Below are 21,569 nucleotides of genomic sequence, written 5' to 3'. Positions count from 1 at the left end.
TAGATGGGTTAGGACGGCAGCACGGAAAACCCCTCATAGTAGCAAGAACAGCTGTAATCTAAACCCGATAGTACGAATGCCGATTTTTTCTATCGGCAGTAGGGATAGCGGGGCTGCAGCCCGCCATTGGCACCGGAGCCTACATTTTCAAAAACATCCTGATTTATTTTATAAAAAGGAATTATTAATTTTTTGGAGCGCAAGGGCAGTATAAGAAACATTGTTTGTTCCTTTGCTTCGCTTCTACGCTTTGGCTGTCGTGCCTCCAGCCTGCAGGATACCGCTTCGCCAAGGGCTAGGTGTGTTAGGGCGGTAGCATGGAAAACCCCTCATAGTAGCAAGAACAGCTGTAATCTAAACCCGATAGTACGAATGCCGATTTTTTCTATCGGCAGTAGGGATAGCGGGGCTGCAGTCCTCCATGGGCACCGAAGCATACATTTTCAAAAACATCCTGACTTATTTTATAAAAAGGAATTATTAATTTTTTGGAGCGCAAGGGCAGTACAAGAAACATTGTTTGTTCCTTTGCTTCGCTTGTACGCTTTGGCCGTCGTGCCTCCAGCCTGCAGGGTACCGCTTCGCCAAGGGTTAGATGGGTTAGGACGGTAGCACGGAAAATCTCTCATAGTAGCAAGAACAGCTGTAATCTAAACCCGACCGTAGCGGGATGCCACAATTTTTTCAATTGGGGCAGAAGCGGGGGCGGGGCTGAACCCCGCCATAATAATCGAACCACCCCTTTCCAAAACCCTATCTTGAAAGTTTTTCCCGCCAACGCAAACTGATCAACTAATAACTATTATCATAATCGTACTGTAAACATTTAAACAAAATATGTCAATTTGTCACTTTTAATTTTATTTATGTATTTTTGCAATCCCCAAAATGTTTTTAAATAATGATTGATTTACAAGTACAGGATAAGACGCACGATGAAGCCAGGCAAGGTGAAGCTTTAATTTTAGATACACCAATTAAAGCCGACGCCCGTAAATTATACATCGAAAGTTATGGTTGTGCAATGAATTTTGCTGATAGTGAAATTGTTGCCTCTATTCTTTCTGAAACAGGATTTGAAACCACAGGGGATTATCACCAGGCCGATGTGATCTTCATCAATACCTGCTCTATCCGCGAAAATGCAGAAACCAGGGTTAGGAACCGTTTATCGCAGTTTGGTGTCGAAAAACGCCGTAACCCAAAGTTAATTGTTGGGGTTTTGGGCTGCATGGCAGAACGTTTAAAATCTAAATTTTTAGAAGAAGAGCGGTTGGTTGATGTAGTAGTAGGCCCTGATGCTTACCGCGATCTGCCTAACTTAATTGAACAGGTAGAAAGTGGACATAAAGCGGTTAATGTACTTTTATCCCGCGAAGAAACTTATGCAGATATTAGTCCGGTGCGTTTAAACAGCAATGGAATTACCGCCTTTATTTCCATTACCCGCGGCTGCAATAACATGTGTTCTTTCTGCGTGGTTCCTTTTACGCGTGGCCGCGAACGGAGCCGCGATGCCCATTCCATTATAGAAGAAGCAAGAGGCTTATTTGAGGCCGGTTATCGCGAGGTTACACTTTTAGGCCAAAACGTAGATTCATATACCTGGACATCGGAAGATGGAACAGAAACCGTAAACTTTGCGCAACTTTTGGAGCAAACAGCTTTGGTTAGCCCTGATTTAAGGGTACGTTTTTCTACTTCGCATCCAAAAGATATTACCGACGAGGTTTTACATACCATTGCTAAATACGATAACATCTGTAACTATATCCACTTGCCAGTTCAATCGGGTAATACCCGCATATTGGAGCTAATGAACAGGACTTATACCCGCGAATGGTATATTAATCGTATTGATGCTATCCGTAACATTATTCCGGGTTGTGCAATTTCTACCGATATCATCGCTGGTTTCTGTACTGAAACAGAAGAAGAGCATCAAGAAACCCTGAGTATGATGGATTACGTAGAATATGATTTTGCATATAACTTCACTTATTCTGAAAGACCAGGAACTTTAGCTGCCCGTAAATTAGAAGATGATATTCCTGAGGAAGTAAAAAAACGCCGTTTAGCTGAGATTTTAGCTAAGCAACAAGCACATTCGTTAATGCGCTTACAAGAGTGGGTGGGTAAAACTGTTCGTGTTTTAATTGAAGGCACTTCTAAAAAGTCCGATCTGGATTATTGCGGAAGAGGAGATAGCGGAGCCATGGCAATTTTTCCTGCAATTGAAGGCGTTAAACCAGGCCAGTATGCAAATGTATTTATCGAAAAATGTACATCAGCTACGTTAATAGGTAAAATAGTTTAAAAAGGTAGAGGGTAGAAGGCAAGAGGCGTAAGGTCTAATATCTCAAATCTCAATACTCAAATCTAAAGAATGGATACACAAAATATTAAACAACGGTTCGGTATTATTGGCAATTCGCCATTGCTTAACCGTGCCATCGATATTGCAAGCCAGGTAGCACCAACTGATATGTCGGTGTTAATAACAGGCGAAAGTGGTAGTGGTAAAGAGGTGTTCTCGCAGATTATCCATCAAATGAGTGCCCGTAAACACGGTGCTTTTATTGCTGTAAACTGCGGCGCCATTCCCGAAGGAACCATTGATTCTGAATTGTTTGGTCACGAGAAAGGATCTTTTACAGGTGCACACGAGGCACGTAAAGGTTACTTTGAAGTAGCAAACGGCGGAACCATTTTTTTAGATGAGGTTGCTGAGCTGCCTTTGGGTACACAGGCACGTTTGCTGCGTATTTTAGAAAGCGGCGAATACTTGCGCGTAGGCTCATCTAAAGTTCAGAAAACAGACGTCCGCATTATTGCGGCAACCAATGTTGATGTATATAACCGCGTTAAAAACGGAAAATTCCGCGAAGATTTATATTACAGGTTAAATACCGTTCCATTGCGCATACCGGCTTTGCAAGAGCGTAAAGAAGATATTTATTTATTATTCAGAAAATTCTCTGCCGATTTTAGCGATAAATACCGTAGCCCTGCATTACATTTGGAGCCAGATGCCATTCAGATCTTAACCAATTATAGCTGGCCGGGTAATGTTCGTCAGTTAAAAAATATTGCCGAGCAGATCTGCGTATTGGAAAAAGACCGGAATGTAACCGGACAAGCCATTTTAAACTATATCCCGAACGAGGCCGGAAGTAACCTGCCAATGACGATTAATTCTCAGTCGAAAGAAGATTTTACAGAAAGAGATATTTTGTACAAGGTACTCTTCGATATGAAAAAGGATATGGTTGAGCTTAAAAAACTTGTTGCCGAAATTATTCAGCACGGCGGAAATACCGCTACCGTTTTGGCAGATAATCCTCAGTATATCAATCAGCTATATCGCGATGTGGAACTGCCCGCAGGGCAAGAGCATGCCTTTACCATTCAACAACCTACACCAAGCAATAATAACAACAACAACAATAACAATGCTGATTATTTTGCACATGAGGCCGAAGAGGTAGAAGAATCTTTATCATTAGTGGATAAAGAATCGGATCTGATTAAAAAAGCATTAAAAAAACACAAGGGTAAACGTAAGTTTGCTGCACAAGAACTGGGCATTTCAGAGCGTACCCTGTACAGAAAAATTAAAGAATTAAATTTATAAGTTCGTCGCCTTAAAAAAACAAACCGCGCTTTTGTGAGCGCATTAACTAAGCGAAGCGTTCTCTTGAACACCATTGAGAAAATAAATGCAAGTAAAAATGGCATTGAAAACAATTATACAACTAATGAAAATAAAAATATTTGCTTTAATCCTTGTTGCTTCAATATTGAGCGCCTGCTCTTATAAATTCAGTGGGGCATCAACAACAGGATTAAAAACGGTGGTTGTTCGGGTATTCGAAAATAATGCGCCATTAGTGGTACCAACACTAAGTAACCAGATTACCGAATCGTTAAAGAGCCGGATCCGTAATCAGACCAAATTGATTATTTCTCCCACAGGCGAAGGCGATGCATCGTTTGAAGGAAGAATAACGGGCTATGATATTAAGCCGGTTGCGCTTCAAAATAGTGCTACACCTACTTCAGGTGCAAACAGATTAACCATAACCGTTTCGGTAAAGTATAAGAACAATATAAAAGAACACGAAAAAGAAAGTTTTGAAGAAAGCTTTACCAGATATTTCGATTTTCCGATCAATGGGGCACCAATTCAAACCTTATTGCCTGGAGCCATCGAAAATATTAACAAACAATTATCGGAAGATATTTTTAACCGTGCATTTGCACAGTGGTAAATAAAGCAGGATTCTAAAAGACAAAATTTTCAAAACCCGTCTACATTTTTTTAACTTAGCGGCAAACCTCGATAATGGATAACAAAAAGCTACTGGCAGATTTACTTGCGCAACCTGGAAAGGTTGGACCAGAGCATGTATCCATGTTGCAGGAAATGGTGGCGCAATTTCCATATGCCCAGCCCATTCATTTACTGTTAGCCAAGGCTAATGCATCAGCAGTACCAAAAGCAGCACTTTATAGCCAGGGGCATGTACTGTTCCATATATTAAATATGGTTTCAGTTCGTGAAGCAACAGAAGAAGAAAAAATTAACGAGGTAGTTGCTGAAAATACACAGGATGAACAGGTAGTTTTTGAAGAAATAGGAGAATTAGCTCCGGATCTTCACTCAGAAAACCCAGTAACTCCTATAGAAATACCAAATCGCCTGCCGGGTATTGATAGTCACTTAATGGACTTACCTGCAGATGATGATTCTTTTATTGAAAGTGTAGCTGCTACCGATTTCTTTGCCTTTGAACAGAAATTAAGTACCGATGTGGTTACGACCGTACCAGAAATTGAAACGGTTGTTCCTGATGAGCCCGAAAGGAATTTTGTTTCGCAATATAATGACGATAAGCTTCCGTACACGTTTTTATGGTGGTTGGCTAAAACCCGTAAAGAGCACGAGCAGATTTTTCAGCCTTATGCCCGCCCTAACGCTGGTAAAGTAAAACCACAGCCGCAGAACAACCAGCAGCAAGAAAGGGCTGAGTTTCAACAGCAATATGTAGAGCATATCTTTCACATTCAAACGCCTTTCGAGGTAGCCGATCATTTAGCAGAATATCCTTCTGCCGAAATTAAAGATGCAAAGGGAGCTGAAATTATCGAGCGGTTCTTAAAAGAAGATCCAACAATCAAGCCGCCGAAGCCAGAACAGATTGACAATGAAAATAAGGCAAAGAAAAGTGCAGAAGACAATTACGACCTTGTTTCGGAGACTTTAGCCAAAATTTATATCGAGCAAATGCTTTACCACAAAGCCATAGATACTTATAAAAAATTAAGTTTGAAATATCCGGAAAAAAGCCGTTACTTTGCCGACCTTATCCAATCTATAGAAAAGAAATTTTAAAATATAATATTACCATGGTAACCTTTTTAATCATTTTATTAATTATTGCGTGTGTGGCCTTAGGCTTATTTGTTTTAGTACAAAACCCTAAAGGCGGAGGTTTAGCTACAGGTGGTGGCACCAGTAACATGTTTGGTGTACAGCGTACCGGCGATGTTTTAGAAAAAGGATCGTGGGTATTGTTAACTCTGATCGTAGTGTTAACCCTTGCCGTTACTACAATTGCTAAAACCAGCGGTGGTACTGCAGCAGTTGGAAACTCAGCTATACAAGAGCGTTTAGATAAAACACCATCACCATCTCCACTTGGCGGAAGTTTAAACAGCACTAAACCTGCTGCTACGACTCCGGCTAAAACAGACTCGACAAAGAAATAAGTAATACTTACCCGTATTTTATAAAGCTTTCCTCAAAAAGGGAAAGCTTTTTTGTTTTTTAACATTCCGTAAAAAATGAATCAACCCTTTGTCTCTTAACACACATTTAACATAAAAAGCTTTAAATTGCAGCATGAAATTAAGTGTGCTGGTTCTATTTACTGCTCTCGCCGTTGGTCTTTCCATCGGGATGGTTAATTTTTATTTTCAGCATAGCCTGTATTACATGGCTATTTCTTTTGGCGTATCATTTTTGTGCAGTTTTTTGGTTTTTTATTATTTGCTCGAGAAATATATTTACACCAAAATTAAACTCATTTACAAGCTCATCCATAACCTTAAATTAGGTAAAGATTTAAAAGATGCCCTCGGCGAGTACGTGAGTTCTGATCCGATTAATGATGTAGAGCAAGAAGTAAAGGAGTGGGCGGGTGCAAAGAAAAAAGAAATAGATTTATTAAAAAAACAGGAACAGTTTAGAAGAGAATTCCTTTCAAATGTTTCGCACGAGTTTAAAACCCCGCTTTTTGCCATTCAAGGTTATATCGAAACGCTACAGGACTGTTTGGTAGATGACCCGGATCAGGCTGTATTGTTTCTAAAAAAAGCTGAAAACAATGTAGAGCGACTGAGTTATTTAATTAATGATTTAGATGTTATTTCAAAGTTAGAAACAGGCGAATCGCCAATTAACTACCAAAAATTCGATTTTGTGCAATTGGCAAAAGAGGTAATGGAAAACCTCGAAGACCGCGCTGAAGCAAAAAACATTAAACTCTTTTTTAAAGATAAATATACTGCCATTACATTGGTTTCGGCCGATCGCGAAAAGATTAGGCAGGTGTTAATTAACTTGCTGGTAAACAGTATTAAGTATGGCATTGATGGTGGCGAAACAGCCATTAAAATTTTTGAACTGCACGATCAGGTTTTGATCGAAGTTACCGATAACGGCATCGGTATAGAAGAAAAACATTTGTTGCGTTTATTTGAGCGTTTTTATCGCATTGATACCCACCGGGCGAGAGAAGTTGGAGGCACAGGTTTAGGTTTAGCCATTGTAAAACACATTTTAGAGGCACACCAACAAACCATTTCGGTAAGAAGTACGCCAGGCATAGGCACAACCTTTGCTTTTACGCTACAAAAAGGCGGGTAGCCTTAGAGCGCCGATAATCATTCTTCTGTTTTTGCCACGGAAACACGGGACGCACGTAAAATGTGGCATCCGATTTCATTCCGAAAAGCAATTTACCGCTGTTGATAACCTATTTATTTCATTGTCAGCTACCTGAAAGTATAGAAATAACGCACGCCTGACTAAATAAGGAGATAATTAGTTAATATAATTAATAAATTAACATTAACTTAACATTGGGCTTGTAGCTTTGCAACATATTAAAAATTAACATGAACAATATTTTTAAGTTCTTTACACCTCAAGACAAAAAGTTTCATCCGCTTTTCGAGCAGGCAGGTAGCAATGCATTAAAAATTGCAGAAACCCTTTTAGAAATGGTTAGCACAGGTGATGCTGAAAGCAGAAAAACAATTTTTAAAGAAATTGAGCGCTTAGAGCATGTAGGTGATGATATTACCCATTCAATTTTTCTTGAACTGAGCAGGAACTTTATTACGCCATTTGATAGAGAAGACATTCATGCATTGGCTACTGCCGTTGATGATGTTGCCGATTATATTTATGGTACTGCAAACCGTATGCAGATGTATAATATGAATACCATTAACGAGCCGATTGTTAAAATTGCCGAGCTTTTGGTAGAAATGTGTACTGATATTGATAAAGCAATTAAAGAATTACGCAGTTTCAAAAACATCCGTGTAATTGCCGATGCTTGTATCCGTATTAACAGTGGCGAAAACCAGGCTGATTATGTATTTACATTAGCGGTAGCCCGTTTATTCGAATACGAAACCAATGCGATTGAATTAATTAAACAAAAAGAGGTTTTACAAACGATAGAAAAAGCGACAGATAAGTGTGAGGATGTGGCGAATGTGCTTGAAACTATCTTGGTTAAAAACGCTTAATAAAAAACAAACATGGTAACTACCTTATTGGTTGTTGTTGTAATTCTGGCTATTGCTTTCGATTACATTAACGGCTTTCACGATGCCGCTAACTCGATTGCAACAGTTGTTTCTACAAAAGTTCTTACGCCTTTTCAGGCGGTTTTGTGGGCTGCGTTGTTCAATTTCGCTGCCTACTTTTATTTTACCGATCACAAAGTAGCCAATACAGTTGCTAAAACGGTAATTGAAAATTATATCACTTTAGAAGTTATCCTTGCAGGTTTAGTTGCTGCAATTATCTGGAACCTTTTAACCTGGTGGTATGGTATCCCTTCAAGTTCATCACATACCTTAATTGGCGGTTTTGCTGGTGCAGGTATGACACATGCATTACTTATAGGCGCTAGTCCGCTTGATGCTGTAAACACGGGTTATGTAATAAAAATTGTTTCCTTCATTGTACTGGCACCAATAATCGGTATGGTTATATCAGTGGTATTAACACTGATCATTATCAACATCTGTCGTTATGCTAAGCCAGCAACTGCTGAGAAATGGTTTAAACGCCTGCAATTGCTTTCTTCTGCTGCATTAAGTTTCTTTCACGGAGGTAACGATGCTCAAAAGGTAATGGGGATCATTGCAACAGCTTTAATCGCCTCAAAAGTAATTCCTAATTTCGAAGCCATGCCTGCATGGGTGCCAATTGCCTGTTATTCGGCAATATCGTTAGGTACAATGAGCGGCGGTTGGAAAATTGTTAAAACAATGGGTTCCAAAATCACTAAAGTAACCGCACTGGAAGGTGTTGCCGCCGAAGGTGCTGGAGCAGTAACTCTAGGTATTACAGAGCATTTCGGTATCCCAGTTTCTACAACACATACCATTACAGGTTCGATTGTAGGGGTAGGTGTAGTAAAAAGCGTTTCTGCAGTACGTTGGGGCGTAACCATCAACTTAATCTGGGCTTGGATTTTAACCATTCCGGTTTCGGCTACATTAGCGGCCATTATTTATGCCGTGATCTATTACTTAAAATAAAAACAAAATCCTTTAATATACTTAAGAGACCAAAGCTAATTGCCTTGGTCTTTTTTGTTGGGGTTTGTTTTTTACAACAGATAGCATTTAGGCTTATGGTGCTTACCACAGAGGCCGCGGAGTTTTTACACGGAGTAACACCGAGCGCTTGGGCCTAACTTCATGTCCTCTGTGGTTTTCTTCGGCTAGGATATCAATGACAGATTGCAAGGACGGTCGTCATTTCGACTGGAACACAGTGGAATGGAGAAATCTTTGAACTATGTTAATAGATCTCTCCTCCAAAGGAGTTCCTTTGGAACACTACGGTCGGGATGACGATACCTCCCAACATGTAACCAAAGTCTCCGTTTCAGTTATCAAATGATGTATTTCTTAAGTTATTGATAGTAAGTGTCTAGTGTTGTTGTCTGACAGAAGCATCAGGCTTAATAATTTACGAATCTGTCATCAACACTCCGATGTATTTGAAAAGTTCTAACCTCTACCATTGACGTTTTATAAATAACTTATCCCTTAAGCTGACATGCTAGGGAATTTTAAAAAAATAGAAAGTTTATTAGAAAATATTGGGTGCCTGAAACCTTTCGCTGATCCCGTAATAAATAGCTGAAGCTTAAAACTTAACGCTTATTTCGACTAAATCAGTTCCGTTTTTAGGCAATACCCAATCCGGACCTTCTTGTATCAGTCTTTTGGCTTCCGCATCGGCTTTTTTGTTCAATGATTTTATAACGCTGATATTTGTTGGGCGTCCGTTACTTTTAACTTTGAAACTTAAAATCACAAATTGTTCTGGGCCTTTAGGGTTATAAAGTTTATTGTTATTCTCTAAATATTGGTTATAGTTAATGGTAGAAACCGGAATAGGCTTTGTAATGCTATCAACTGATTTTCCATCCAGGTTTTGTTCTGCACGCAATGTAATTTTTGGTGCCGCAATATTTTCTTTCTTATGCCCGTTCGAACCTGTAATTAATGCAATTTCGTTTAGCGATTTATTCCCACTCAAGGCACTTTTTATCGCGTTAGGATCTTGTAGGCCAGCTACAGGCAATTCTTTAAAGCCAATGGCATTAATCAATAAGTCCTTATCTTTTGCGTTACTATCGGCAGGTAAATAGAAATAACCTTTAGCATTAGTTGCGGTTACATTTTTAGAGCCCGCTAACTTTACCACAGCACCCTGAACAGGTTGGCCATTGCTTTGGTCTACAACGTTGCCGCTAAACGCAATTTTACTTGAGCCTAATGCCGGAACAGGCGCTGCTGCTGCCACTACAGATTCATTTTGTATACTTTGTTCTGCCTTTGCTTTATAAGCGGATGCGTCGAAGCTCTCTGCTTTTGCGGCTCTAGCCCGATTATAATCTGAGGCAGCTTTTACCTCGGCCATTTGTTGCGCTGCCCGTTCTAATGCAGGTTTTGCTTTAGTGTTTTTCGCTAAATCACCTGTTTTTGCGGCTGTAATTGCCTTGTCTACCAAAGCTGCCCTTGTTGAGTTTTGCGTAACCGTATCTTCTTTAGGTTTGGGTTGAACTGAAGCAATACTCGTTGTACTATCTAACTGAACCATTACACCACCCTGTTTATGTGCAGCAAGTTCTGCATTCCTGCGGTTCGTTTCACGCATAAAGAATAAAATGCTTACTGCAATAAATGCTACAGTTGCTGTTGCTGCAATACTTAACCTTTGTGTGGTAATGCCCCAAAGCTTGCGTTTTATAGGTTTTTCAGAAACACGGTCGTACAGTTGTTTTTGTAAAATAGAAAGCGTTTGCTTGCGTTTAGGTGATTGTTTCAGTCCTTCCAATGCTTCGGCAACAAAAGGATCTTCCAAAGCCTGTCTTTCTACAAAGTGCATAGCCTTAGCATCAAGTTTACCATCCAGGTAATCTTCCAGAACATCAATATCTAACCAATCGTTACTCACTACTGTTTTTCTCTATACAAATCTTTAAATTCCGCTTACCATTTTGGATGTAACTCTTAACTTTAAGCATGTCGTAGCCCGTAATATCGGCTACTTCTTTGTAGCATTTTTCTTGTAAATAAAATAAATCTACGCTTTTTCGCTGTTCTTCGGGCAAAGTTTCCATACACTTTTCCATAATGGTAAGCTGCGTTTCTTTTGTGTTGTCTATATCCAGATGCACAAACTCGCTATTTTCCACAAAAGTATCGTCTAACGAGACATTATTTTGCTTTGCCGATTTACGTAGTGCCATTAAACAATGGTTCCGGGTTAAAACATGAAGCCAGCTTTTAAAGTTCTGTACCTCATGTATTTTCAGCTTCGTTACCAGTTCTTCAAAAATCTGCATTACCGCATCCTTACTTTGCTCTTCATCTTTGAAGTAGTTTAAGCAAACCCCGAACACCAAATGCATGTATTTATTGTAAAGCGTACCCAATGCGTCTAAATCGCCTGTATTTTTATACTGGGCAATCAATTTGGCGTCGTCTTGCTGGGCGTTCCCGGCTGTGTTTTTTATAAACCTCAAAAAAATGGTAGCTATTTCGAATTATCTTTCAAGTATAAAAAATATTTCTGAGTGATGGCACATAAACTAATTTTTTAGGAAGAGAAGGGCCTAAATATTTTACATCGTTCCTTATCTTTTTAAGTGGTTTAACATTGTTGCATGTGCAAAGGTTTATCTTTGGGGGTAAATAAGAATTATGGCAGTTGTTTTGCTAAATAGGATTAAACACACAAAATGAAAAAGATCAATATTTTATCGGCATCACTGGCCATGCTGGTATTTGCAAGCCTAAATGTTAGCGCACAGATTAAACTGAGCGATATATTTAAAAAAGTAACCGAAAAACAGGGCACTACTACAGCTGCCACCGGAACGCCGTCTACTTTTGAAATAGGGCAAGGGATTAAGGAAGCGCTACAAATCGGTGTTTCTGCAGGTGCCGATAGGCTTTCGCTTAAAGATGGTTTTTTAGGCAATCTGGCTGTTAAAATTTTGATGCCTCCTGAAGCACAAAAAGTTGAAAGAACATTACGTGGCATAGGCTTGAACAAACTTTGTGATAATGTGATTGTAAGCTTAAACCGGGCCGCAGAAGATGCTGCTACCGAAGCAAAGCCTATTTTTATCTCAGCCATTAAACAAATGACATTAACCGATGCGACTAATATCTTACTGGGTAACAAAGACGCGGCTACCGAATACTTTAAAAGGGTAACTACTTCTCAGCTGATGCAAAAATTTAGCCCGATTGTAACCACAAGTTTAAATAAGGTAAATGCCACCAAATATTATAGCGACTTAACTACACAATACAATCGCCTGCCTTTGGTTAAGCCTGTAAATACGAATTTAACCGAATACGTTACCCAAAAAGCGATAGATGGTTTATTTGTTGAAGTTGCGAAGGAAGAACTCAAAATTAGGGGAAACTTAAGCTCAAGAAGTACAACCTTGTTGCAAAAAGTATTTGGTTACGCGGATAAGAAAAAGATTTAATCTGTTTAGTTGTGGTTCGTGAAGACACGAACCACGGCAGAAAGATATCAATTGCCTCGGTCTTCTTCCTTGGTCTGTGTCCTCACAGACTGAATTAGATTTAAGTGTAGGTATTGATTGTTGCTCGTGGATACAGGAACCAGAGCGAAGGATAAAATCGATCAGCACAAAGTTTGTATTAAGTAAAATAAAGCTTCTGCTTCCCTTCAAAAACCGCAGACACAAAAACTATTTGTAAAATTGTACATGACGAAAATCAGCACCACATTAGTTTCTATTTTAATTTCCTGCGTTGCATTAATTACTTCCTGCAATAGCAATAAATCCGAGGCAGAAAATGCGAAAGCTGTTTTAGATACTGTTTCTTTAAGTAGTAAAAATTTCGCGTTAGCCTATCAGGACGGAGATAAAATTGTAGCCACGAGTATCGACACTATGAAACAAATTTCGTTCGGCGGTGCTACCGATCCGGCTATTTCTCCTGATGGAAATAAACTGGCCTATACCCTGAGCGATTCGGCCGGGAACAGATCCATTTGGATTGCCGATATGGAAAACAAGAGCCAGGGTAAATTGCAGGTAAATAGTAATAATTATTATCAGGCCATGTGGTCGCCTGATGGAGCTGCGATCGCTTTCAATATTTTTAACAGTAAAAACTTATGGAAGATAGGAGTTATAAAAACCGATAATTCTGGATATGTGATGCTCGATAGCGCATCTAAAATAAATATTTATGCGCCAACCTGGAAAAATGAAAAGGAAATCATCGGACAGGATCTTACCAAGCTTTACACCTTTGATCGCGCCGGAAAGTTAATCGATACTAGATTGATAGCCGATTTGATCGGGAAAGAATTTTCCATTGCGAGTAGCAACCGTTTCTTTTATACAAAAGACGGGGCAAAACTGATTTTTAATGTAGGAAATTCCGATAGTTTAGACGGATTAACGGGGCCAAGTGAAGCAGTTTATATTTTAGATCTGGCCAGTAAAAAAGTACAACGGATTTCGCCAAAAGGTATAAATGTTCCTTATGTTTTTCTTACGGCCGATGATCGGATTTTTTATAGCGGAGCTGAAAAACCCTTTACACAAAGCAAAATATATGTTTCTGATTTAGATGGGAATATTAAAACGGTAGTGGATAAAGGAAATAATCCAACGGGTGCATTGAAATAATCTGTTTATCATGCCAAATAAAACAAGAATCGTTATTGTAGGAATTGGCGGAGTGGGTGGATATTTCGGGGGCTTACTGTCTAAGAAATATAGCAACGGAAATGATGTAGAAGTTGTTTTTGTTGCCCGTGGCGAACATTTAAATGAGATCCAAAATAAGGGGTTAACTGTAATAAAAGGGAACGAAAATTTTGTAACAAAGCCATATCTGGCTACTGATGATTATAGTAAAATTGGCGTGGCCGATTATATTATAATCTGCACGAAAAGCTACGATTTAAAACAAACCATCGAAAAGTTAAAGCCCTTAATCAACCATAGAACGATATTATTACCCCTTTTAAACGGTGTTAGTGCAAGTGACGAAATTTTAGAAATCCTGCCCCATGCAAATGTTTTAAAAGGTTGTGCATTTATCGTTTCCAAGATTAAATCACCAGGTATAATCGAAAATTCAGGGAATATTCAAAAGCTATCTTTTGGTATGGATGGACCAATAGGCGAAGCGGTTTTACAGCTGAAAGATTTAATGTTTGATGCAGGAATCGATGTAACGGTTTCGAATAAAATCTCCACCGCCATCTGGGAAAAATTTATATTTATTTCTCCTACGGCTACCGCTACATCTTATTTCGATAGCGCTATTGGAAAGGTATTGGAAGAAAATCTTGAAACTGTTCTGAAGTTAATTGAAGAAGTGAAAAACCTTGCCCTGGCTAAAGGCGTAACCATCAGTGATGACATTTCAGACAAAACATTAAATACGATGAAATCGATGCCCTACGAGGTTACCTCATCCATGCACCGCGATTATCTCAATCAAAAACCACAAACAGAAGTTGAGTCGTTAACAGGCTACATTGTACGCGAAGCCGAAAAACTTGGCATTGCTGCGCCAACTTATCAAAAGCTGTACGAAGGATTACTCAAAAAAGGATCAGTATAAGTCGTTAAAAATCAGGATATTTTGACTGAAAAAATCGATTTTCTGAAAAAAGTAAAGAAAATTTAAAGTAATATTGAGTTTCATCCGTTTACTGGGTTATTAAGCAAAATTTAGTGCCAACAAACGAACCTCAAAATATCATTTCAACGGTTGCCAATTATGGTAAGCGCTTATTCAGTTTCATCCGTGGAAGGGTGAATACAGATGAGGATGCGGAAGATATTTTACAGGATGTTTGGTTTCAACTCAGCAATCAACCCGAGGCTGGCGCCATCGAGCAGATTAGTGGTTGGCTATATCGGGTGGCAAGAAATAAGATCACCGATAAATACCGTAAACAAAAAGAAGAATCGTTAGAAGATTTCACTTTCGAAGGTGAAGATGGCGAAATCAATTTTAAAGAGATTTTACTTGCCGAGGCCTACTCACCAGAAGAAGAAAGTTTAAAAAAACTATTCTGGGATCAATTGTTTTTGGCCTTGGAAGAACTGCCGGAGAATCAGCGTTATGTGTTTGTTCAGAACGAATTGGAAGAACGCACTTTTCAGGAACTGGCAGATGAAAGCGGTGAGAATATCAAAACATTAATATCAAGAAAGGGTTATGCTGTAAAACACCTGCGTAACCGTTTACAAAATTTATATCAGGAATTTATTAACTATTAAATTTGCAGACATGATGAATAGAAATTTTAATCGGCGCAAGAAATTTATTTTCTTTTTACCCGTGGCGGTGCTTATTGCAGCGGTATTGGGTTATGTGGTTATGTTTTTATGGAATTGGATTTTACCTGAGGTGGCACATGCAGGCAAACTTAATTATTGGCAAGCCCTCGGTTTACTTGTGCTGTGTAGGTTGCTTTTTGGAAACTTTAATAAAGGTGGGCATGGAGGACATAATGGCTTCCGCGAGCGGGCAAGAAGCATGCGTGCCAAATGGGAGACGATGAACGATGAGGAAAGGGCAAAATTCAAAGAAGAATATAAACGGAGATGTGGCGGATGGGGCCACTATCGCAATAAGGAATAATTTAGAAGCCTCGATTAAATTCGGGGCTTTTTTGTTTGATCTATTTCTCCGTTATTCTGAACATCTTGAAAGCCTCTTCGCAAATCGCCATCTCGACCGCAGCAACGCGGAGTGGAGAGATCTATCAAGACAGATTTCTCCATTCCGTTGCACTTCAGTCGAAATGACGATCTATTTTTAAACCTTCATACTAATAACGATTTTTTATTTATTCTTTCAGTTGGTGGCTCACCAACCGAAAGGATTATCTACTAAAAAATCCTTCGACTACGCTACCATTGACGTTATTTTGTAATTATTTAAATATGAATGGTTTATGCCGATTGTGTATTTCCATCCAACTAGGCCGTGGCACTGTATCACCGTTCTACTTAAACCCGGCCTAACAAATTTTTCGGGCTGCACTGTCCAAGCCAACGTACTCGCTTCGAAAGAAAAATTTTCAGCCGGCATTTTTTGTTTCTTTTTGATGCCAAAAAGAAAGAGCCCTTCGGCGGCGGCGAGCCGAGGCAAGACTGCGCCATAGACCAAGAAAAAACAACTGTACGTCACTCATATTGATTTTAAACAATTAATTAACCCTCAGGATGACACAAAGGAAGGATGATTCATCACTTAGAAAGATCCTGAACGCAGTGAAGGATGACAAAATCCTTAGTAAATAAAAAAAACAAAATAATTTAAAGTAAAAATAAAGTTGCTCCGTCTTCCTATGTAAATAACAAAAACAGAGATGTGTTAGTCAATTTGTTTATGATGAATTGGTTACCGTAAAAAAAATATAGAAGATGAAAAAGATATTAAAAACCATAGGATTCGGGATTGTACTCGGTACAGTCGCTTTCTTCATACCATTTGTGTTCAAATTTATATTGGCCATCATGCTGATCGGTTTAATGTTCAGGATTTTTATCGGTAGGCGCCACCGTTATTTCCATAACCGCTTTAACAGTTTCGAAAATCATTACAACCCAATTGTGCCAATCGATAACCAATGGTACAGGCCAACCGTACAAGGCAATGGAACAGTTAACAACATTAACGTAAATTATTAACCGCCATGAGAGCATTTAGAATATTATTGGCATTGGCTGTTGCTGCAGGAACTTTTTACAGCTTAAATGTACTGGCCGTTCAGAATGGATACCGCGATCGGTTAGATTTTAAAAACAGGCATTATCAGGATGATTGCCAGCAAGAACATCATAGAAACCATAGTTACAGTCACCATGGCAGAAAAATGGATAATGCCGTGATTAGTCCTGTTAATAGTGTAAACAAAGTAAATAGATAACGGTATGTCACAGGTACTTTTTTTAAGCGATCCATCTCAGGCCGATGTTAGTCCGATTTTGGGTATGGCAAACGAGCTGATTACCCGAGGGGAGAAGGTAACTTTCTTTAGCTCGGATGAATTTAAGGCCCCTATAGAACAAATCGGCGCTGACTTTAAAGCCTACAATCGGGAATTGAATGTTTTTCAAGGGAAAAAGGCGATTGATGAAGAAGAAAAACCTAAATCGGGATTAATCAGCGCACTGCTTGAGCCAATGAAATTTATCGATGATATTTTGGTTCAGATAAGGGGTTTGAAATTTGATTACGCCGTTTTCTCGCCATCATATCCCTATGCAAATATCATTACACAGCTATTGGGTATCCCTAAAACGGAGCAGGCGGCTTACAACTAATTGGCTTAAGCCGATAAATTAACAGAATAAACAACAATTAAAATTAAACAAAATGTACAACGAACATAGATGCCTTTCGGGCAAGATGCATAGTCGCTTTGGCGCAGGAGAGGGAAGATTTGGAAGGCACTTTGGTGGTCCTTTCGGTCACCACAAACATGCCATGTTTAACCAGGGCTTTAGAAAAGTGCCCGTTAACATAGAAGAAACAGAAAGCAGCTTTATTATTGAGCTTTTTGCACCAGCTTTGGTTAAAGAGAATTTAAAGGTAATTACAAAAGATGATGTATTAACCATTTCTTACCAAGCTAAAGAAGAAGCCGATTCTGCTAAAAAGTATAGCCGCAGAGAGTATAGCAACGGCACTTTCGAAAGGGCTTTTGGCCTAAACGGAAAAGTTTTAGTAGAAAATATTTCAGCGAGTTATGCTGATGGAATTTTGAAGGTTACCTTACCTAAAAACCCTGAAACGAATACACCAGAAAAAGATATTCTGGTAGACTAAGTTTCGTCTATTATAATTTCCAGGCCCCGGTTGTTTATAACAATCGGGGCTTGTTTGTTTTTATACCAACTAAAGCGTTACCACATATGGCCTTCAAAATCCATTTAATATATAGATATTAAAATGCGGTTTGCTATTAGCGGTATTTTAAGGTACTTTTGCTAAAAGACATAAACACAATAGATTGAATTTTAACGATTTTAATTTTAACCCCGATTTATACGAAGGCTTAATGGCCATGGGGTATAAAAGCGCTACTCCAATACAAGAACAAGCCATCCCGGTAATTTTAGATAATCATGATCTGATTGCCTGCGCTCAAACTGGTACCGGAAAAACGGCCAGCTACCTTTTACCCGTAATGGATAAAATTAGTAAAGCTGCCGATAGGCACAACAATACCTTGATATTGGCTCCAACACGTGAGCTTGCACAACAGATTGATTTACAGGTTGAAGCGCTAGCTTATTTTACCAATATCAGTTCTTTAGCTGTTTACGGTGGGGGAGATGGTATCGCTTACGAACAGCAAAAACGTTCTATGCGCAATGGTGTGGATATTATTATTGCCACTCCTGGTAGACTAATGGCACATTTATCTTCAGGTGTATTAAAACTGGAACATTTGCAGCATTTAATTTTAGATGAAGCAGATAGAATGTTGGATATGGGCTTTTACGACGACATTATCCGAATTATTAGCTACCTGCCAAAGAAAAGGCAAACACTTTTATTTTCGGCTACTATGGCACCGAAAATAAGAACCATGGCGGGTAAGATTTTGCACGAACCGAAGCAGATTACCATTTCAATTGCTAAACCTGCTGAGGGGATCGATCAACAAGCCTATAACATTCACGACCAACAGAAACAGGCCTTATTAACCGATATTTTTAAAAGTGGCCAATACAAAAGCAGTATCATTTTCGTTTCGACAAAAGAAAAAGTAAAAGCGTTGTATAAAACCTTTAAAGGATTGGGTATTAAAGCAGAAGCTTTTCACTCCGATTTAGGGCAGAAAGAACGTGAAGATATTTTACTGGCTTTCAAAAATAGAAGATTGCCAATTTTAATCGGAACAGATGTGTTATCCCGCGGAATCGATGTTGAGGGAATCGATTTGGTAATCAATTATGATGTTCCTGGCGATCCGGCTGATTATGTGCACCGTATTGGCCGTACAGCAAGAGCTGCAACCAAAGGAACGGCCATTACATTGGTTAACGGTAGAGATAAACGCAAGTTCGATAACATCGAAAAATTAATCGAAAAGGAAGTTCCCCGAATGCCATTGCCAGAAAGCATAGCTGTAATGGAAATTACGCATGTGGAAGAAAAGAGACCTCAACATAAGGGTAAGAAAAAGGTTTGGAACAAAAAGAAAAAACCAAAACCTTCTGTATAAATTACTTAAAAACGCCATAAGTACATTTCCTATTGGCGTTTTTCTTTTATAAATTATCTTTACGCTAACAATGGCAAACTTCATTATTATAGGTTTATGCATTTTAGCCGGGATTCTTTTTAGAAAAAGCAAATCGCTTCCCAAAGATGCACACAAAGGCATTAATGCCTGGATTATCTATATCGCACTACCAGCAGTTTCTTTTAAATATCTGCCACACATTACCTGGACTGAGGATCTATTCTTTCCTGTACTGGCACCAATTTGTGTCTGGCTATTTGGTTGGTTATTTATTACCCTGTATAGTCGCATCCGGAATATTAATAAATCTACTGCTGGCGGGCTAAAACTAACCAGTTCTTTAAGTAATACTTCATTTGTAGGATTTCCTTTAATTGTGGCTTATTTTAGCGAAAAGGAACTGGCTATCGCCATTATCTGCGATCAGGTTACCTTTATGCTTTTATCTACCATTGGCGTTATTGTGGCCATCCGCTCTTCGCAGAATCAAAAGTTAAGCGCAAAATTGGTGCTGAAAAAAGTATTGACGTTTCCGCCGCTTATAGGTTGTGTTTTGGCGCTGACTCTCCCACATTTTATTGACCTTTCTCCACTAGATCCATTATTCGAGAAACTAGCAGGGACGGTTGGTCCATTGGCATTGTTTTCTATAGGCTTACAGCTAAAATTCGGTGGTTGGTTTAGCGAATTGAAACACATCAGCTTTGCTTTATTATACAAACTGATTTTAGCGCCGTTGATAGTTTTGGTTACAGCATTTGTTTTAGGTATGGGCGGAATGATTACCAAAATAACAATTTTCGAAATGGCTATGCCAACACTGGTAACCGCTGGTGTAGTAGCCGATCAGTATAATCTTAATCCGAAGCTTTCTAATTTAGTGGTTGGAATCGGAATTTTATTGTGTTTTATCACCACGGGTTTATGGTGGTTGGTGCTGACTTATTCAGGGCTGGTTTAATGTTTGATTTTTTACCACAGAGCGTAAAGAGAGAAGGCACGGAGATCACAGAGGCTTACATGTTTTAACCACAGATAAAAAGGATGGACACAGATAGAACTTTAATTTAATTAGGAGACGTCACCGTGAGTGGAGTCGAAGGTCTACTTCACAAGGTGACTTCTATCTTCCATCATTTTGTGTTCCTCTGTGTAAAACTCGGTGAACTCTGTGGTTAACAAAAAAAGCCGCAAAATTTCTTCTGCGGCTCCTTTAACGATTTAGATTTAATTACAACGCTAATTTTTTAGAAATTGCAGATGGAATACCTGCTTTGTTTAATAAAATTGCTGTTGTTTTATATTTTACGTAGTTTTTGGTTACATATAAATATCCTTTATAATCGTTAGTTGCTCCCCAAGAGTTTTTAACGATATAATATTCTTTACCTGTTTGATCTTTGGCTAAACCAACAATGTGCATGCCATGATCATCAGTAGTTTGATAGTTGTCGAAAGCAAGCTGGCGGTTCTCCTGCGTAATTTCCATCTCTGGCTGCGGGCCGTTAAACATATCTGCTTTCTGTTTCACGGTCATATCAGCGAAAGGCGTTTGTGGAACAAAAGCCACACCGTTTTTCCAGCTGAAGTTTTTTTCGCTTACATCTGTAGCCCATGCAACAGTGTAACCGCCTTTTAAAGCGTTATCTATAATATCTGTTAACTCGTTCACTTTAACGTTGTAAACCTGATCGAAAGACCAGTTATCAGGTACCAATAAAGTAAATTTGCTATAGAAAGGATGGTCGTTGAACGATGAAAGTTCTACGTAGTTGTCGGCATTTAAACCCACCACTTCCTGAGCGAAAGTTTTTGGTGTGTATTTTTTGCCATTGTACGTAAAGTTTTCTGGTACAGCACCTAGGTAAGCATCAATTACGCCACTATAAGCTTTTAACCAGTTTGGGGTTAACTCGCCATTTGCATTCTTTACAACAGCTTCTAAAACACCTTTTTCAATATCGCCAAGCTCTGCAGTTTTATTAATTTTAGTGCCATAATTTAATCCGGTATATACCTCTTGCGGAACTGCACCGTATTTTCTGTACATGTTGATTACATCGTGCAAAGCACCGCCATCACCTAATGAAACCGCACCATGCATACGCACGTAATTTTTACCTTTTTCTACATAAGCGTTACGGGCCGAAAAAAGCTGAGATAACGTTACGGGCTGTTTACCAGCTTTAATCATTTCTGATTCTAAAAATGAGTTGGTAGAGTAGCTCCAACAGGTTCCTGATGATCCTTGATTCTGAACTGGTGTATTGGCCAGGTTAATCACTTCAGTGAATTTAAAAGAAGAAGCACTGTTTTCGCTTTGGTTGTTTTTTAAAGAATTAACGAGATTGTCTTGCGCATAAGTCGCCGATATAGATAACGACAAAGCCAAACCAATCACACTGATTTTTGTGTAGTTGATCATTTTTTTATGAATAATTAATAAAGTCAGCGAATGTAA

At 38.9% G+C, this 21,569-nt stretch carries 22 protein-coding genes; 19 read left to right on the top strand and 3 right to left on the bottom strand.

Annotated features, from left to right (window positions below):
• The first annotated feature begins 901 nt into the window (after nucleotides 1-901).
• From miaB to LQ201_RS12555, 8 genes are all read left to right on the top strand, one after another.
• On the top strand, nucleotides 902-2,317 hold the full coding sequence (gene miaB / locus LQ201_RS12590; RefSeq protein ID WP_230142830.1) for a tRNA (N6-isopentenyl adenosine(37)-C2)-methylthiotransferase MiaB: 1,416 nt from the start codon (nucleotides 902-904) through the stop codon (nucleotides 2,315-2,317).
• A 69-nt stretch (nucleotides 2,318-2,386) separates the two neighbouring features.
• On the top strand, nucleotides 2,387-3,634 hold the full coding sequence (locus LQ201_RS12585) for a sigma 54-interacting transcriptional regulator (RefSeq protein WP_230142828.1): 1,248 nt from the start codon (nucleotides 2,387-2,389) through the stop codon (nucleotides 3,632-3,634).
• 124 nt (nucleotides 3,635-3,758) lie between these two features.
• Nucleotides 3,759-4,271 (top strand): LptE family protein, encoded by a 513-nt coding sequence (locus LQ201_RS12580; RefSeq protein WP_230142826.1) that lies wholly within the window; start codon nucleotides 3,759-3,761, stop codon nucleotides 4,269-4,271.
• Between the two features lie 74 nt (nucleotides 4,272-4,345).
• A complete protein-coding gene (locus LQ201_RS12575) occupies nucleotides 4,346-5,395 on the top strand; it encodes a hypothetical protein (protein ID WP_230142824.1) in 1,050 nt (349 codons plus the stop codon).
• 14 nt (nucleotides 5,396-5,409) lie between these two features.
• Nucleotides 5,410-5,772, top strand: coding sequence for a preprotein translocase subunit SecG (gene secG, locus LQ201_RS12570; RefSeq protein WP_230142823.1), 363 nt, complete (start codon nucleotides 5,410-5,412; stop codon nucleotides 5,770-5,772).
• A gap of 133 nt (nucleotides 5,773-5,905) precedes the next feature.
• A complete protein-coding gene (locus tag LQ201_RS12565) occupies nucleotides 5,906-6,931 on the top strand; it encodes a cell wall metabolism sensor histidine kinase WalK (RefSeq protein WP_029274249.1) in 1,026 nt (341 codons plus the stop codon).
• A gap of 251 nt (nucleotides 6,932-7,182) precedes the next feature.
• Nucleotides 7,183-7,824, top strand: a complete 642-nt coding sequence (locus LQ201_RS12560) for a DUF47 domain-containing protein (RefSeq protein WP_029274248.1) — start codon at nucleotides 7,183-7,185, stop codon at nucleotides 7,822-7,824.
• A gap of 12 nt (nucleotides 7,825-7,836) precedes the next feature.
• Nucleotides 7,837-8,847, top strand: coding sequence for an inorganic phosphate transporter (locus LQ201_RS12555; RefSeq protein ID WP_029274247.1), 1,011 nt, complete (start codon nucleotides 7,837-7,839; stop codon nucleotides 8,845-8,847).
• Between the two features lie 616 nt (nucleotides 8,848-9,463).
• Here the strand turns inward: LQ201_RS12555 and LQ201_RS12550 are convergent.
• Both LQ201_RS12550 and LQ201_RS12545 read right to left on the bottom strand, forming a co-directional pair.
• A complete protein-coding gene (locus LQ201_RS12550) occupies nucleotides 9,464-10,780 on the bottom strand; it encodes a carboxypeptidase-like regulatory domain-containing protein (RefSeq protein ID WP_230142822.1) in 1,317 nt (438 codons plus the stop codon).
• A complete protein-coding gene (locus LQ201_RS12545; protein ID WP_057933202.1) occupies nucleotides 10,773-11,351 on the bottom strand; it encodes an RNA polymerase sigma factor in 579 nt (192 codons plus the stop codon). The genes LQ201_RS12550 and LQ201_RS12545 overlap by 8 nt, the downstream gene beginning before the upstream one ends.
• 216 nt (nucleotides 11,352-11,567) lie before the next feature.
• Here LQ201_RS12545 and LQ201_RS12540 point away from each other — a divergent pair, with 216 nt between their 5' ends.
• The 11 genes from LQ201_RS12540 to LQ201_RS12490 all read left to right on the top strand — a co-directional run bounded on the left by LQ201_RS12540 (nucleotide 11,568) and on the right by LQ201_RS12490 (nucleotide 20,069).
• On the top strand, nucleotides 11,568-12,329 hold the full coding sequence (locus LQ201_RS12540; RefSeq protein WP_230142821.1) for a DUF4197 domain-containing protein: 762 nt from the start codon (nucleotides 11,568-11,570) through the stop codon (nucleotides 12,327-12,329).
• Nucleotides 12,330-12,575: 246 nt separating this feature from the next.
• Nucleotides 12,576-13,511 (top strand): hypothetical protein, encoded by a 936-nt coding sequence (locus LQ201_RS12535; protein ID WP_230142820.1) that lies wholly within the window; start codon nucleotides 12,576-12,578, stop codon nucleotides 13,509-13,511.
• Nucleotides 13,512-13,521: 10 nt separating this feature from the next.
• Entirely contained in the window at nucleotides 13,522-14,457 is a 936-nt protein-coding gene (locus tag LQ201_RS12530) for a ketopantoate reductase family protein (protein ID WP_230142819.1), read from the top strand.
• 113 nt (nucleotides 14,458-14,570) lie between these two features.
• Entirely contained in the window at nucleotides 14,571-15,122 is a 552-nt protein-coding gene (locus LQ201_RS12525; protein ID WP_057933206.1) for an RNA polymerase sigma factor, read from the top strand.
• A 10-nt stretch (nucleotides 15,123-15,132) separates the two neighbouring features.
• Nucleotides 15,133-15,486 (top strand): hypothetical protein, encoded by a 354-nt coding sequence (locus LQ201_RS12520; RefSeq protein ID WP_230142818.1) that lies wholly within the window; start codon nucleotides 15,133-15,135, stop codon nucleotides 15,484-15,486.
• A gap of 788 nt (nucleotides 15,487-16,274) precedes the next feature.
• The gene (locus LQ201_RS12515) at nucleotides 16,275-16,541 is read left to right on the top strand and encodes a hypothetical protein (RefSeq protein WP_230142817.1); all 267 of its coding nucleotides are present in this window, start codon (nucleotides 16,275-16,277) and stop codon (nucleotides 16,539-16,541) included.
• A gap of 5 nt (nucleotides 16,542-16,546) precedes the next feature.
• Nucleotides 16,547-16,780, top strand: a complete 234-nt coding sequence (locus LQ201_RS12510) for a hypothetical protein (RefSeq protein ID WP_230142815.1) — start codon at nucleotides 16,547-16,549, stop codon at nucleotides 16,778-16,780.
• A 4-nt stretch (nucleotides 16,781-16,784) separates the two neighbouring features.
• Complete coding sequence (locus LQ201_RS12505; protein ID WP_230142813.1) at nucleotides 16,785-17,177, top strand: hypothetical protein; 393 nt, start codon at nucleotides 16,785-16,787, stop codon at nucleotides 17,175-17,177.
• Nucleotides 17,178-17,229: 52 nt separating this feature from the next.
• Nucleotides 17,230-17,682, top strand: coding sequence for an Hsp20/alpha crystallin family protein (locus tag LQ201_RS12500; protein ID WP_230142811.1), 453 nt, complete (start codon nucleotides 17,230-17,232; stop codon nucleotides 17,680-17,682).
• A 184-nt stretch (nucleotides 17,683-17,866) separates the two neighbouring features.
• Complete coding sequence (locus tag LQ201_RS12495) at nucleotides 17,867-19,087, top strand: DEAD/DEAH box helicase (protein ID WP_230142809.1); 1,221 nt, start codon at nucleotides 17,867-17,869, stop codon at nucleotides 19,085-19,087.
• A 70-nt stretch (nucleotides 19,088-19,157) separates the two neighbouring features.
• Complete coding sequence (locus LQ201_RS12490; RefSeq protein WP_230142807.1) at nucleotides 19,158-20,069, top strand: AEC family transporter; 912 nt, start codon at nucleotides 19,158-19,160, stop codon at nucleotides 20,067-20,069.
• Between the two features lie 270 nt (nucleotides 20,070-20,339).
• Here the strand turns inward: LQ201_RS12490 and LQ201_RS12485 are convergent, their stop codons facing one another.
• Nucleotides 20,340-21,533 (bottom strand): aminopeptidase C, encoded by a 1,194-nt coding sequence (locus LQ201_RS12485; RefSeq protein ID WP_230142806.1) that lies wholly within the window; start codon nucleotides 21,531-21,533, stop codon nucleotides 20,340-20,342.
• Nucleotides 21,534-21,569 lie beyond the last annotated feature (36 nt).

This window comes from Pedobacter sp. Bi126 (assembly GCF_918698245.1).
Classification (GTDB): domain Bacteria; phylum Bacteroidota; class Bacteroidia; order Sphingobacteriales; family Sphingobacteriaceae; genus Pedobacter.
This window is presented reverse-complemented; position numbering and strand designations above follow the sequence as displayed.